A 13,202-nucleotide genomic window follows, 5' to 3' on the forward strand; every position below is an offset into this window, starting at 1 on the left:
GACCGCAATGGCATCGGCGTGAACAAGTCATGAACTTATAACAGATGTTCTGTAAGTGTTCCAGGTTAATGTCAAGCTAACGATAAAAGTTTTTTTGCGGCCAGTGTTACATCGGTTTGACGCATGAGGCTTTCCCCGACCAACATGGCGAAGGCACCTGTGGCTTCAAGGCGTGTGACATCATCGACCGTAAATATACCGCTTTCGGCCACCAGTATATGCTCCGGTGACACCATTCGGGATAAAACCTCAGTGGTTGATATATCAACTTCAAAATTTCTTAAATTTCTATTATTTACACCGATAAGATTAGACTTAAGTTTAAGGGCACGGCTCATCTCATGGGCGTCATGAACCTCAACCAAGGCATCCATTTTATAGTGATGTGCCGCCGCTATCAGATCGGCCGCCAGAGCGTCATCCACCATCGCCATGATGACTAAAATAGCGTCGGCCCCGTAACTGCGGGATTCGGCGACCTGCCAGGCATCGACGAGAAATTCTTTGCGTATACAGGGCAGGGTTACAGCCGCTCTGGCAGCAATAAAATGCGATTCGTCACCCATAAAGCTGGGGGCATCCGTCAAAATCGATAAGCAGGACGCGCCACCTGCAGCATAGGCGCGTGCCAATTCAGGCGGATTGAAATCTTCACGGATCAAGCCTTTTGACGGGCTGGCTTTCTTGATTTCCGCAATAAGACTTAAACTACCGGGACGTTTATCAGCCATTAAGGCGGTCGCAAACTCGCGGGGCGCGCCTGCGCCTTGAATAAGGGTTTCGATGTCATCTAAAGACATATCCCGGCGGCGGCGTGCTACCTCTTCGCGTTTATAGTCAGCAATTTTGGCAAGAATATCAGTCATATTAAGCTTGATTATTCGTAATTTGAATTAACCGCTGCAAAGCGGTTTTGGCTTTGCCGGAATCGAGAACTGACGCGGCAAGATCGACACCATCCCTTAGGGTTTCAACCTTGTCGGCGACCAGAAACGCCGCTGCGGCATTGAGACACACTATATCGCGATAAGGGCCTTTAGCCCCGTTCAGGAGATCAGACAGGGCCGCCGCATTCACGTCCGGCGTACCGCCTGTGATATCCGCCAAAGAAGCGCGCGGTAGACCGACGGCTTCTGGTGTGATGGTGAACAGCCGCACCTGACCGTCGCGCCATTCAGCGACTTCGGTTTCACCGGTTGTCGTCAGTTCATCAAGGCCCTCTCCATGCACAGACCAAGCTTTTTCGGCGCCCAGCATACCCAGCGCTTTGGCAATGGGCTCAACGAATCGAGGTGCTGGAACGCCTACAACCTGACGTTTGGCCCCTGCCGGGTTGGTCAATGGGCCGAGCAAGTTGAAAATAGTGCGAAAACCAAGTTGCTGCCTTACCGGGGCAACATGTTTCATGGCACCGTGATGGGCGGGCGCAAACAGGAAGCATATTCCGGCTTCGTCGAGGGCCTGTTTCTGCTGCTCAATCGATGCGTCAATATTGACACCAAGCGCTGCTAAAACGTCTGCGGTGCCGGATTTGGAAGTCACGGCACGATTGCCATGCTTGGCAACCTTGAGGCCACCACCCGCGGCCACAAAACCGGTCGCGGTCGATATATTAAGTGTATGGAGGCCATCGCCGCCCGTGCCGCAAACATCGATGACGTCGTAGTCGTGCTCTAACCGTTTGGCTGCGGCGCGCATGGCGCGGGCACAGGCGGCAATCTCTCCAACGGTTTCGCCGCGCAAGCGTATCGCGGTAACGGCCGCGGCGATTTGGGCCGGGGTCGGTTCTCCGCGCAGACAGGCTGAAAAGAAGGTCTCAGCGTCATCTTCTGATAAGGTCGCGCCATCGGCCAATTTTGACAATAAAGGTTTAAAGCTATCAGACATAGAGATTGCTGCTGGGGATGCCCGCCATATCGAGGAAGTTGGCCAAAATCTGATGGCCGCCTTCGGTGGCTATGGATTCCGGGTGAAACTGAACACCGTGAATGGGGCGCGTCTTATGTTGAACGCCCATAATTTCCCCATCTTCGGTCCAGGCGGTAACTTCGAGTTCCGTGGGCAAGGTTTCACGCTTTACCGCGAGCGAATGGTAACGTGTCGCTGTGAAAGGATTGGGCAGGTCTTTGAAAAGACCTATATTTTTGTGATGTATTTGACTGGTTTTGCCATGCATCAGAGCTTTGGCGCGAATGACATCGCCGCCGAATGCCTGACCGATCGCCTGATGGCCGAGGCAAACGCCCAGTATAGGTAAGTCTTCGGGGGCCGCCCTTAGAAGCGGCAGGCATATACCCGCTTGATCCGGTGCACAGGGGCCGGGCGAGAGCAATATGGCCTTAGGCCCCATAGCCAAAGCATCCTGAACGCTCAAAGCATCATTGCGAAACACTTTGGTTTCTGCCCCAAGTTCAGCCAGATAGTGAACAAGGTTATAGGTAAAGCTGTCGTAATTATCGATAACCAGGATCATTCATAAGGCTCCGGGCAAACTGTTGTCATCTACATAGGGCTTAAGGTCGATTGCGCCAAGTGATAACCGATACAGTTCAGTCATTTCATGTTTAAATGTCAGGAATTGACTTTGATTCGGATGTCTCATGACTGACAATATGACACTGACAGATAATGTGGCGGACGCCAGACTGAAACGGGCGCGTAAACTCTTATCCCCGCAGCCCCAAAAGCCAGTGTCGCTAAAATCAGCGTTACTTTCATCTATCGCTTTTGCCGCAGCGGCCCTCATGTTGGCGGCAGCTATTATCATGGGACCGGGGTGGGAGCGTGCACCCAGTTTGGTGCCGAATGAGGCTTCGCCCATTAACGATAACCAAGTGAGTGCTAACCCCAAAGCCATGATGGTTCAGGCACCCCCAGGTGGATTTGAACTCTCGGCCAGCCCCTTGTCAATTGAAGGTGTGAATGAAGCTGTGCCGTTGAGCGAAGAGGAACTGGTTGCTGGCGAAGACAAAAAGTAAGGGGCTGTCGTAGATATTTATTTACCGCTGGAACAAGTTGCAAAAGAAATGGGGTTGGGGGCCTATCCCGCTATCGGCCTGGCCGCCGCCCGCGAAGCTGCGCGAGCTTCCCTCAAATTGCTGAAGGACAGGAATAATCCGCAAGACCCACTCGCGGTACGCCGGTTAGAACAAGAGCCCGACATGAAAAACCGGCCTTTGGTGTTTTTTGCCGAACAGATGATTTCCGACATTGAACTGCAATGGCGAAACCCAAAGCATCGGTCGCAATGCCGCTTTGCGCTTCGCACTCGTAAAGGACTCGACGGGATTACGCCGATCAACGCCATGCCGCGGTTCCTGCTGATCTCTCCTGATCTGGAAACTAATGCGGACGACATCATGTCGATCTTGCATGATGCTACGGTCGATTTTGCGCCGGTACTGTTGCGTAATCTATCGGTGTTGGTCGATCCGCGCCTGCCGACGGGTAGCTGGTACATCTTCGCTGATCCGGCTGCGCTGCCGATCCTGGAATACGCCTACCTGTCAAGCGCGCAAGGGCCGCAAATAGCCAGCCGCGAAGGTTGGGATACCTTGGGAATGGAGTTCCGCGTCGTTCTCGACTTTGGTGCGGGCGCCGTTGATTGGCGCGGCGCATATAAGGGCGGCTGATCATGGCAAGCCTGACCGACCTTACCAAGTGGCGTGATCAGCTTCTGGAAGCCCGATTGTCGGGCGTCCGGCGTGTTCGGGACCAGAGCGGCGATGAAATCGAATACAAGTCCGATTCAGAATTAGCCCGTGCTTTGTCGGCCGCTGAAGCTGCGATCGCTGCCGCAGCCCGTCCCACCCCCAACACAATTCTTTTTAGGACTTTCAAAGGAGTCTAATGATGAAAAACCATGTTCAGAAAGGTGACACGCTGACAATTCCGGCGCCGGCCGCCGTTCTCTCTGGTGCCGTCGTAGTAGCCGGCCAGATAATCGGCGTAGCCAATGGCGATGCAGCTTCAGGTTCGCCGGTTGATGTCGATGTAACGGGCGTGTTCAGCCTCTCCAAAGTTGCCGCACTGGCAATCGATGTCGGTGACCTGGTTTATTGGGATGCTGCCCCCAAGCTAGTGACCAAAACGGCTGTCTCCAATAAAAAGTTGGGCTATGCGGTTACGGCTGCGTCAAATCCATCTGCGACCGTCAACGTCCGATTGGTGCCGGTAGTCTAAGCATATGGTAGCCTCAGCCCCTTCTATTCGCGCCGTTGCAACGCCCACACGGCGCGGCTTATCGCGAGAGGAAGCGGCGGGCTATATCGGTGTTTCCCCTTCGACATTTGACAAATTGGTAGCTGAAGGCAAGATGCCGATACCAAAACGGATTAGCACTCGTAAAATTTGGGATGTCCGCGCTTTAGATTTAGCGTTTGATGGCCTTGATGCTGAATCGACAGACGCTGAAAATCTGTGGGATAACATCTAATGACCAAAATTACGTTGGCCTATGTGCATCGGTTTTGCGACCGGCACGGTAAGATGCGCCACTATTTTCGGCGTCCTGGGTTCAAGCAAATTTCTCTTCCTGGCCTCCCTGGATCGGCGGAGTTCATGACTGCCTACCAGTCGGCATTGGGCGGTGTTGTCCCAACTATTGTTGTGGGAGCAGGGCGAACCCCGTGGCTCAATCGGCAAGTTGATAATTAGCTGGTATCAATCCTGTGATTTTAAAGGGTTTCGAGAACAAACAAAAAAGACCTATCGAGGTATTGCTGAGAATTTTCGCAACGAACATGGTGACAAACCGGTAGCGCAGTTACAGCCTCATCACGTCCGCAAAATTCTTGCTAAGAAATCTGATACACCTGCGGCCGCAAACAACCTACTTAAGGTTCTTCGGTCTATAATGAAGCACGCTGTTGACGATAACTGGCGTACCGACGACCCTACTTTTGGGGTTCGGCCCTTAAAAAATAGAACGGACGGATTTCATACTTGGACTGAAAAAGAAATTACGCAATTTTCAATCGTTTTACCCAATTAGCTCGCGCGCCAGATTAGCCTTTGATCTGCTATTATATACAGGGCAACGGAGGTCAGAAGTAATTCGTATGGGGCCGACAACACGTTTCTGATGGGCTCATCGCCGTAACGCAACAAAAGACCGGAACATCCCTTTCGATCCCAATTCATCCGCAGCTTAAGGCCACACTGGATGGTACGAAGCTTGATAACCTTACATTCGTGATGACTGCGCAGGGCCAAGGATTTACCGCGTCTGGCTTTGGAAACTGGTTTCGTAAAATCTGCCAAGAAGCTGGATTGCCTAAACAATGCGCGGCGCACGGTCTCCGCAAAGCGGCAGCCCGCCGATTAGCTGAAGCCGGTTGCACGACGAAACAAATCGCCTCAGTTACAGGACACACCACGCTTAGGGAAATTGAGCGATACATGGTGGCGGCTGAACAGAAACAGTTGGCCCGTTCAGCAATGGACAAAATGACAATAAAATAAGGACGTTTGAAGAACATTCATTGGCAAACCCCGCATAAAGGTTTGCCAATCCACATAACAACCATTTGAAAGGAATGGAGAAAATGAAAGTTATGGCGGGCAGAGTGACCCCTTAAAGTGCGTCCAAAGGTGCCCGTAGGCGTACGAGAGCCTGTTGATTTATTTGAGAAAAATGATTCAATTTATCCGAATTGGTTCACCCCAGTTCCCACCCATCTGGCGTTGCCGCTGGGGTCACTGCTGGGGTCAGGTTCGGGAAACAGCAAATGGCCACACTGACAGCAAAACGAGTAGACACGCACAATGCGCCTGGCAGGTATTCGGACGGGAGCAACCTATATCTTCAGGTCACGAAGAGCGGTTCAAAGTCGTGGCTATTTATTTACCGCTGGAACAAATTGCAAAAAGAAATGGGGTTGGGGCCCTATCCCGCTATCGGTCTGGCCGACGCCCGCGAAGCGGCGCGGGATGCACTCAAATTGCTCAAAGACAGGAACAATCCGCAGGACCCATTAGCGGTGCGCCGGGCAGAACAAGACGCCCGACGTGAGAAACCAGCCTTCGGTGTATTTGCCGAACAGATGCTTTCCGACATTGAGCTGCAATGGCGGAACCCAAAGCACCGGGCGCAATGGCGCTTTAGCCTGCGCGAATATGGCAAACCCATATGGGATATGCCTGTCAATGACATCGATACGCAGGATATCCTCCGGGTGTTAAAACCAATCTGGCAGACCATACCGGAGACAGCTTCGCGTGTGAGAGGAAGGGTCGAGAGGGTTCTTGACGCCGCTGCCGCACAGGGACTGCGTGCCGGTGCAAACCCCGCCCGTTGGAAAGGCCACCTCGATCACCTGTTGCCGAAGCGACATAAGCTTACACGCGGCCACCATTCCGCTATGCCGTACGATCAGGTGCCTAAGTTTGTCACGGAGTTACGCCAGCGCGATAATATGTCAGCGCTGGCTCTGGAGTTCCTCATTCTGTGTGCGGCTCGTTCAGGTGAGGTTTTAGGGATGACCTGGGAAGAAGTGGACGTTGTCGCAAAAGTCTGGACTGTGCCCGCCAATCGCATGAAGGCTGGGCGGGAACATAGGGTTCCTCTAACGGATAGAGCCGTGGCCGTACTAAACTCCGTCCGCCCACTGTCACTAAGTCTTTCCGATAAGGGACAGACGCAAGCGACAGGCTTCGTTTTCCGCGGATTAAAAATGGGGCCTTTGTCGGTAATGTCTCTCACCATGCAAATGCGCCGTATGGAAAAAGGCCATTTCACGCCCCATGGTTTTCGGTCGGCGTTCCGTGACTGGTGTGGTGAAGAAACTGATTTCGCACGTGAGATTGCCGAGGCCGCGCTGGCGCATACCGTCGGAGACATGACAGAGCGTGCCTACCGGCGTGGAGACGCTCTTGAAAAACGACGGAAGCTTATGGATGCGTGGTCAGACTTTATCGCATGACAATTGCGGGCCATTCAAACCGAAAACACACTTATGGAAATGCGTGGACATTGATGAATGGCAATCGGCCGGTTGTGGCCCTTAGAGGAAGCGATGAAAGTTTATCAATTCCAGCAAAGCGGACATCTTGCGATTAACTGATCAGAAGTGCGTATGATGTAAACGAAAAGACCTTGCCCGCAGTCAGAGTGATTTGACCTGAGCTGTCAATTGCCTTTGATAAGTTATAGAATTCACTCAAAGGCTGATCCTTGGGCGGGACAATACGCAAGGTGACCGTGTTTTTGGACTTGAGCGAGAGCCCCGTGACCTTATGGTTGCGCCAGGCCATATCGACGGTCAGTCCGCCTCTGGCGCGGATGCCTTTGATGTGGCCGTCCTTCCAGTTCGTCGGCAGGGCGGGCAGCAGGCGCAACTCACCGTCATGGCTTTGAAGCAACATTTCCGCGATGGCGGCGGTCGCACCCAGATTGCCGTCGATCTGAAAAATCGGATTGTCCGACGGACTGTACAGGTCAAGCAGGCTTTCGCTGGTCGAATGGGCCAGGAGTTTATGCAACATGCCAAAGGCATCATCGCCCTGCGCCAGACGGGCATAGAACATGGCCAGCCACGCGCTGCTCCAGCCGGTATGGCCGCCGCCGTGCTTCAACCGCTCGGCAATGGTCTTGCGCGCCGCCTCGGCAAGGTCAGGGGTGCGGCGGACATCCATCTCCAGTCCGGGATAAAGTCCGAACAATTGCGAGATGTGCCGGTGGCCGGGCTCATGCTCAATCAGCGGCTCGCTCCATTCCATGACGCGTCCGTCAGCCCCGATCCGTAGGGGGGCCAGCCGCTCAAGCGCGGTCTCACACGACTGCGCCAGCTCCGGGTCAACGCCGCACAAATGGGCGGCTTGTGAGGTGCAAAACAGGACTGTGCGCGCCAGAGACTGCGCCATAGCGCAGCCCATGTCGACATAGCCGGGCGTGCCATCACTCTGAACGTAGCTGTTTTCCGGCGAACTGGCCGGGCCCGACACTAGCTTCCCCGTGCGCGGGTCCTCTACCAGATAAGACAGGGTGAAGCGGGCGCACGCCGTGAAAAAGGGCAAGGCGCGCGTTTGCAGGAAGGCCTTATCCAGTGTGTAGAGATAGTGCTCCCAGTAGTGGAGGCACAGCCACGCCAAGCCGTCTGGCCAAAGGCCATACTGAATTCTTCCATCAAGTGCGGTATGCCCCCAGGGATTGGTAGTATAGTGAGCTACAGCCCCTTCACAGCCATAGGCGATACGCGCCGTAGCCTCGCCATAGGGCAAGAGGCGCTCAGCAAAATCAAACAGGCTATGGTGAAGATGGCCAATGCCGCAGACCTCTGCGGGCCAGAAGTTCATGTTGATGTTGATATTGATATGGTAGTCCGCACTCCACGGCGGCGAAAAACCGTCGGCCCATAGTCCTTGCAGATTTGGCGGCAGGGAGCCCGGGCGGGATGAACTGATCAGCAGGTAGCGACCGAAATTGAAATAACTCTCGACCAGAGCCGGTGAGGGGGCGGCATCTTTTGCGGCCGCGATCTGAGACGGTGTGAGCCGCGTATCGTCAGTAATGCCCAGCGACAGGTCAACGGCATTAAACAGGGCGGCATGGTCGCGAGCTTGAGTTGCGGCGAGGCGCTTCCACGATTTACCCTTTGTTTCGGCCAGAGCGGCCTGTGCGGTGGATAAGGGATCGGCACCAAACAGGTCGGTCGCCGCGGTCAGACTAAGCAAGACCCCCTTTGCGCCGGTAACGCGCACACCGTCCGCTGTCATTTCAGCCTTCCCGCCCTCCGTCTCCCAGCTTAAAACGGACGCGAAGCGGGTGCCGTAAGGCTTGGGTTGGCCGGTCAGAACAATCTGCCCATTTTGGGCAGAGATCGTGGCGTCCTGACGGCGTGTCAGCTTGATTGTAACGCTCAGGCCTTCGGGAGCGGTGGTTTCCAGCCGCACCAGCAGAACCTTATCAGGATAGGAGGCCAGAACGGTGCGTTTATAGACGGCTTTGCCGATGCGGTAGCTGACTCGGGCCTGGGCCGCTTTCATATCCAGTTCGCGGCGATAATCTTCGACGTTTTCAGCGTGCTCGAAGCGCAGGTGAAGGTCGCCCAGCATCTGATAGGAGCCAAAATCGTCACCGTTCATCGGCTGCATCATGCGCGCCTGAGCGAGTTTATTGGCATTTATGCGATCACCGTTAAACAACAGCCGGCGCACTTCCGGCAAGGCATCGCGTGTAGTCACCGGATTGTCTTCGACCGTCCGGCCTGACCAGATTTCGATGTGGTTAAGCTGCAAGCGCTCTTCGCGCACCCCGCCGAACACCATAGCCCCCAGACGGCCATTGCCAACGGGCAGGGCTTCGATCCAGCGCGCCGCCGGTTGATCAAAGCGCAGGGTCTTGGCGTCCTCATGTGCGGATTTCGCGGCGGCTTGGGCTAGCCCTGGCAGCATAAACAGTGCCGACGTGCCCGCGATAACATTCCGGCGTGTTGGTTCCGACATCTCTACCCTCAGATATTCTGATTTATAATATAATTATTGCGCGATTAGGGTGATGCTGTCAATTGCGGCCAATGCACGTCGCTCCCATTCGTCTTGGGCGATTTGCTCGCTGCTAACCTAATAAAGCCATTGAGTGAGAATTCGCTGCATCTCATCAAGTCTCGCGTTCGGATCGTCAATGACGAATGGATCAGTCTTCCGCTGGTAAATTTGTGGTTCAATTTGAACTATTTATATGGATTAGAGAACGAGCTGCTGAGATCAGGCTCCTGAACAATGAGTCGAATGCGGTTACAAAATTGACAGGAGAATTCCTATGACTGAAACAACAAAATTTGACGCCAGCGCGGTTGCTACTGAGTCGCCTTTTTTTAAATTCTCTCCGGTGCTGGAGAAGTTCTTCTAGAGCATAAGTCATATATAATGGATATGCTTCCGACGGTTCCGGATGAATTCTATAATCATGTGAAACAACTTGCTGAAAATAAGATCATTCTTTAAATCTGATGATCATATATCTTATTCTGCTATCCACAGCGTTGTGAGCGATGGCCGCAATTTGAAAGTTATGAGGTGGTCCCCGAAAATCGGACACGGTTCTAAGCTTGTGTCGTTCTCTACGAAGGGCGAGACATATGACAGGCAAACGTACGCAGTATTCGGGTGATTTCAAAGCGAAAGTGGCGCTGGAAGCGATCAAGGGCGAGATGACCTTGGCTCAACTGGCGGCCAAACACGGCGTTCACCAGACGCTGATCAATAGCCGGAAGCGCCAGGCCATCGAAAACATGGCGACGGCTTTTTCGGGCAAGGCCGAACAGGCAGATGCCAGCCGGGAAGCGGAGGTCGAGAAGCTTCACGCCAAGATCGGCCAGTTGCTGGTGGAGCGGGATTTTTTGCGCAAAGCCTCCGGTCGATGAGTGCTGAGCGGAGGCGAGAGATGATCGATCCCAAACATACGACCTTGTCGGTGAAACGCCAGTGCCAGTTGGTCTCAATAAGCCGGTCGTGTTTCTACGGTGGCAGGCAGGGCGAAAGTCCGTTGAACCTCGCTCTGATGAGGCGGATCGACAAGCAGTTCATGGAGACACCGTTTTACGGCAGTCGTCAGATGGCCCGGCATCTCAAACGCCAAGGCTACGACGTCGGCCGCAAGCGTGTAAGGCGCCTGATGGCCAGGATGGGCTTGCAGGCGATCTACCAGAAGTGCAAAAGACGGTACGCCAGCCGGAGCATCGCACCTACCCATATCTGCTTCGGGGATTGGTCATCGACCAACCCAATCAGTTCTGGTGCGCCGACATAACCTCCATACCCATGCGTCGCGGCTTCCTGTATCTCGTCGCCATCATGGACTGGTTCAGCCGCAAAGTCTTGGCCTGGCGGCTGTCGAACACAATGGATGTCGAGTTCTGCATCGCCGCCTTGGTGGAAGCGATGGCGAAGCACGGCCGGCCGGACATCTTCAACACTGACCAGGGTAGCCAGTTCACCAGTCCGAGGTTCACAGAGCTTTTCCGGGACGCCAACGTCCGCCTGTCCATGGACGGACGCGGACGCTGGCTCGACAATGTCTTTATCGAACGGCTGTGGCGCTCGCTGAAATACGAGTGCATCTATCTCCATGCCTTCGAGACCGGATCGGAGGCCCGGCTTGGCATCGGAAGATGGATCGAATATTACAATCATCACCGGCCCCACTCGACACTCGCAGGACAGACACCCAACGAGATTTATCTGGGATCGGGAATGACGAGGAAAGCGGCATAATCACACCACAGACACAAGCTTAATTCAGCCGCAAACCTGTCCGTGAAACGGGGACCACCTCAGTTATGCTATCTTCTGGTGCGTAAATACCTGTATCGAGAAGCAACTTGGACCGAGTAAAAACGCTAGCGCACCCCAGCAACACGGTTGAGGGTAACTGAGGTGTCAGGTGATGGGGTGGACGGCTCCCGCTCCCGGCGTCGAACCATACTCCCCATCCCGTGGGCGACTTCTTCAATACCCTGCTAGATGCGGCCCTTGCTCGCACGCTGCGGCTGCAACAAGGCCGTTTAGCCAGTCTTGGTGACCATTAATCATAGGATTGGGCTTGGCCAGCGCCAACTCACGTGCGGGCGCGCCATTTTGGGTCTCTTGCGTCAGAATGCGCACACGACCGTGTGACAGATCCTCAATCAGCCACGCATGGTGAACGTCCAGCCTGTCCGCTGCGCCCTCTTCACCTGCCCAACCATGCCAGGCGATGCGGGCAGGTTGGCCTTGAACCGGCGGCACGCATTCGACGACGCGCGCGGGAACGGGAAAGCCGAACGTGCGGAAGAAAAAGCTATCTCCCATGGTAAGCTCGGGACCTCTGCCATCTTCAATATGCACATCTGATGCGTTCGAATAATAGGTCGGCCAGAGCGCAGGCTGGATAAGATACGGCCAAATGTCTGCTGCAGTAAGGCCGGCAACGATCACTTCGTTCGATACGTAATTGTCGGTGAAGCCGGGAACATAGCCCGCAGGCCAAAGTATGTCTGTCAAGGTGGTTACTCCAATGGTGAAAAGCTTTGGAAAGCCATTAATAAAGTGCTGGAAAACTACAAAGCGTTCTGTCATAAGTCGAATTTTAAAAATGTATTTCTGATATTGACGTGGCAAATATCAACTCGCTTGACCTCAATTTGCTCAAGGCTTTGGATGCTCTGATCGAGACTCGATCGGTAACCCAGGCCGCTTCACGATTGGGGCTAAGTCAGCCTGCTGTGAGTGGAGCCCTTGCGAGGCTACGCGATGTCTTTGGCGATCCGCTCTTCGTCCGAGCTCAGCGCGGTCTTCTGCCGACACCGCGTGCACTGGAGATCGCAGAGCCACTCCGAAAAATGTTGACAGAGGTTCAGGCACTGGTGCAGCCACATGCGTTCGTGCCGTCCGAAGCGCAGGTCACTTTTCGGATAGCCGCCACTGACTATGCACAAACGGCGATAGTACTGCCGCTTCTGAACGTGTTGGAACGGCAAGCACCGGGGATCAGGCTATCGGTCATCCCGGTGGATAACCGTTTCGCTGAAAGCCTGGCAGAGGGTAGGCTGGATATTGCACTGGTGACCCCCGAAATGTCGCCAGACACCCTTCGGACGCGAAAGCTTTTCGACGAAAACTATGTATGCGTTCTGCGCAAAGGCCATCCCAACGCCGATGACCTTGATCTTGAGGCTTTCTGTGCCTTGAATCATGCCATCATGTCGCACGATGGAACTCAGTTCAGAGGGGCGACGGATACTGCCCTTGACCGGATGGGGTATAGTCGTCGGGTTGTCGCTACGCTTCCGAGTTTTTTAGTGGTTATTAACCTTGTGCGTGTTTCCGATACAATTGCTCTTATCCCCAGTCGTCTGACCTATGGAAGTGACGACATCGTTGTTCGCGAACCGCCTCTGTCGATCGAAGGATTTTCCAAAATTGCAGCTTGGCACGAAAGAATGCATCAGGATCAGGCGCACGCATGGTTGAGGGCGCGGTTATCAGAGGCTGCATATGTGCCTGCACAATAGACTTCGATACACACGCGCGCTGATCTTACTTTGAAAGTCTTCGATCTGACCCTGGCCGATGCGAGTTCTCCTGCTGCGCGGTCAGTGCCCGCGACGGATTTCAGGTCCTTCAGAGGGCTGGTTTTTGCGGGCGCGAAGGTCTGTTCGGATGGTTAGGGTCGCGCCTCGGCCACCAAGCTATGTCGCAGTGTAATGATCAAAGCCGCTTTC

General features: G+C 54.2%; 13 protein-coding genes and 2 pseudogenes. 10 read left to right on the forward strand and 5 right to left on the reverse strand.

What is annotated here, in order from left to right; translation table 11 throughout:
- Window positions 1-71 precede the first annotated feature (71 nt).
- Genes trpC through OVA03_RS02630 form a run of 3 tightly spaced genes read right to left on the reverse strand, consistent with a single transcriptional unit; the run spans window position 72 to window position 2,473 of the window.
- Entirely contained in the window at window positions 72-866 is a 795-nt protein-coding gene (gene trpC, locus OVA03_RS02620) for an indole-3-glycerol phosphate synthase TrpC (protein ID WP_267526654.1), read from the reverse strand.
- Between the two features lies 1 nt (window position 867).
- A complete protein-coding gene (gene trpD, locus OVA03_RS02625) occupies window positions 868-1,887 on the reverse strand; it encodes an anthranilate phosphoribosyltransferase (RefSeq protein WP_267526655.1) in 1,020 nt (339 codons plus the stop codon).
- The gene (locus tag OVA03_RS02630; RefSeq protein WP_189487269.1) at window positions 1,880-2,473 is read right to left on the reverse strand and encodes an anthranilate synthase component II; all 594 of its coding nucleotides are present in this window, start codon (window positions 2,471-2,473) and stop codon (window positions 1,880-1,882) included. The genes trpD and OVA03_RS02630 overlap by 8 nt, the downstream gene beginning before the upstream one ends.
- Window positions 2,474-2,600: 127 nt before the next feature.
- On the opposite strand from OVA03_RS02630, the gene OVA03_RS02635 reads away from it, so the two are divergent.
- The 8 genes and pseudogenes from OVA03_RS02635 (at window position 2,601) to OVA03_RS02665 (ending at window position 6,923) form a co-directional block, all read left to right on the forward strand.
- A complete protein-coding gene (locus OVA03_RS02635) occupies window positions 2,601-2,978 on the forward strand; it encodes a hypothetical protein (protein ID WP_267526656.1) in 378 nt (125 codons plus the stop codon).
- A gap of 183 nt (window positions 2,979-3,161) precedes the next feature.
- The gene (locus OVA03_RS02640; protein WP_267526657.1) at window positions 3,162-3,632 is read left to right on the forward strand and encodes a hypothetical protein; all 471 of its coding nucleotides are present in this window, start codon (window positions 3,162-3,164) and stop codon (window positions 3,630-3,632) included.
- A 2-nt stretch (window positions 3,633-3,634) separates the two neighbouring features.
- Window positions 3,635-3,850 (forward strand): phage head-tail joining protein, encoded by a 216-nt coding sequence (locus tag OVA03_RS02645; protein ID WP_267526658.1) that lies wholly within the window; start codon window positions 3,635-3,637, stop codon window positions 3,848-3,850.
- Window positions 3,850-4,182, forward strand: a complete 333-nt coding sequence (locus OVA03_RS02650) for a DUF2190 family protein (protein WP_267526659.1) — start codon at window positions 3,850-3,852, stop codon at window positions 4,180-4,182. The genes OVA03_RS02645 and OVA03_RS02650 overlap by 1 nt, the downstream gene beginning before the upstream one ends.
- A gap of 4 nt (window positions 4,183-4,186) precedes the next feature.
- Window positions 4,187-4,435 carry a helix-turn-helix transcriptional regulator gene (locus OVA03_RS02655; protein ID WP_267526660.1) on the forward strand — a complete coding sequence of 83 codons (249 nt, stop codon included), beginning with the start codon at window positions 4,187-4,189 and terminating at the stop codon, window positions 4,433-4,435.
- Between the two features lie 156 nt (window positions 4,436-4,591).
- A complete protein-coding gene (locus OVA03_RS02660) occupies window positions 4,592-4,993 on the forward strand; it encodes a phage integrase central domain-containing protein (protein WP_267526661.1) in 402 nt (133 codons plus the stop codon).
- Between the two features lie 92 nt (window positions 4,994-5,085).
- Window positions 5,086-5,463: pseudogene (locus tag OVA03_RS17025) on the forward strand (tyrosine-type recombinase/integrase); the annotation flags it as partial.
- A gap of 266 nt (window positions 5,464-5,729) precedes the next feature.
- Complete coding sequence (locus OVA03_RS02665) at window positions 5,730-6,923, forward strand: tyrosine-type recombinase/integrase (RefSeq protein WP_267526662.1); 1,194 nt, start codon at window positions 5,730-5,732, stop codon at window positions 6,921-6,923.
- 133 nt (window positions 6,924-7,056) lie between these two features.
- On the opposite strand, the gene OVA03_RS02670 is transcribed toward OVA03_RS02665, so the two are convergent.
- On the reverse strand, window positions 7,057-9,444 hold the full coding sequence (locus OVA03_RS02670; RefSeq protein ID WP_267526663.1) for a glycoside hydrolase family 95 protein: 2,388 nt from the start codon (window positions 9,442-9,444) through the stop codon (window positions 7,057-7,059).
- 635 nt (window positions 9,445-10,079) lie between these two features.
- Between OVA03_RS02670 and OVA03_RS02675 the strand changes: the two are divergent.
- A pseudogene (locus tag OVA03_RS02675) lies at window positions 10,080-11,214 on the forward strand (IS3 family transposase).
- Window positions 11,215-11,448: 234 nt separating this feature from the next.
- Here the strand turns inward: OVA03_RS02675 and OVA03_RS02680 are convergent.
- Complete coding sequence (locus OVA03_RS02680; RefSeq protein WP_267526664.1) at window positions 11,449-12,057, reverse strand: SRPBCC domain-containing protein; 609 nt, start codon at window positions 12,055-12,057, stop codon at window positions 11,449-11,451.
- Window positions 12,058-12,092: 35 nt separating this feature from the next.
- Here OVA03_RS02680 and OVA03_RS02685 point away from each other — a divergent pair, with 35 nt between their 5' ends.
- Complete coding sequence (locus OVA03_RS02685; RefSeq protein ID WP_267526665.1) at window positions 12,093-12,992, forward strand: LysR family transcriptional regulator; 900 nt, start codon at window positions 12,093-12,095, stop codon at window positions 12,990-12,992.
- Window positions 12,993-13,202 lie beyond the last annotated feature (210 nt).

Source organism: Asticcacaulis sp. SL142 (genome assembly GCF_026625745.1).
GTDB lineage: Bacteria > Pseudomonadota > Alphaproteobacteria > Caulobacterales > Caulobacteraceae > Asticcacaulis.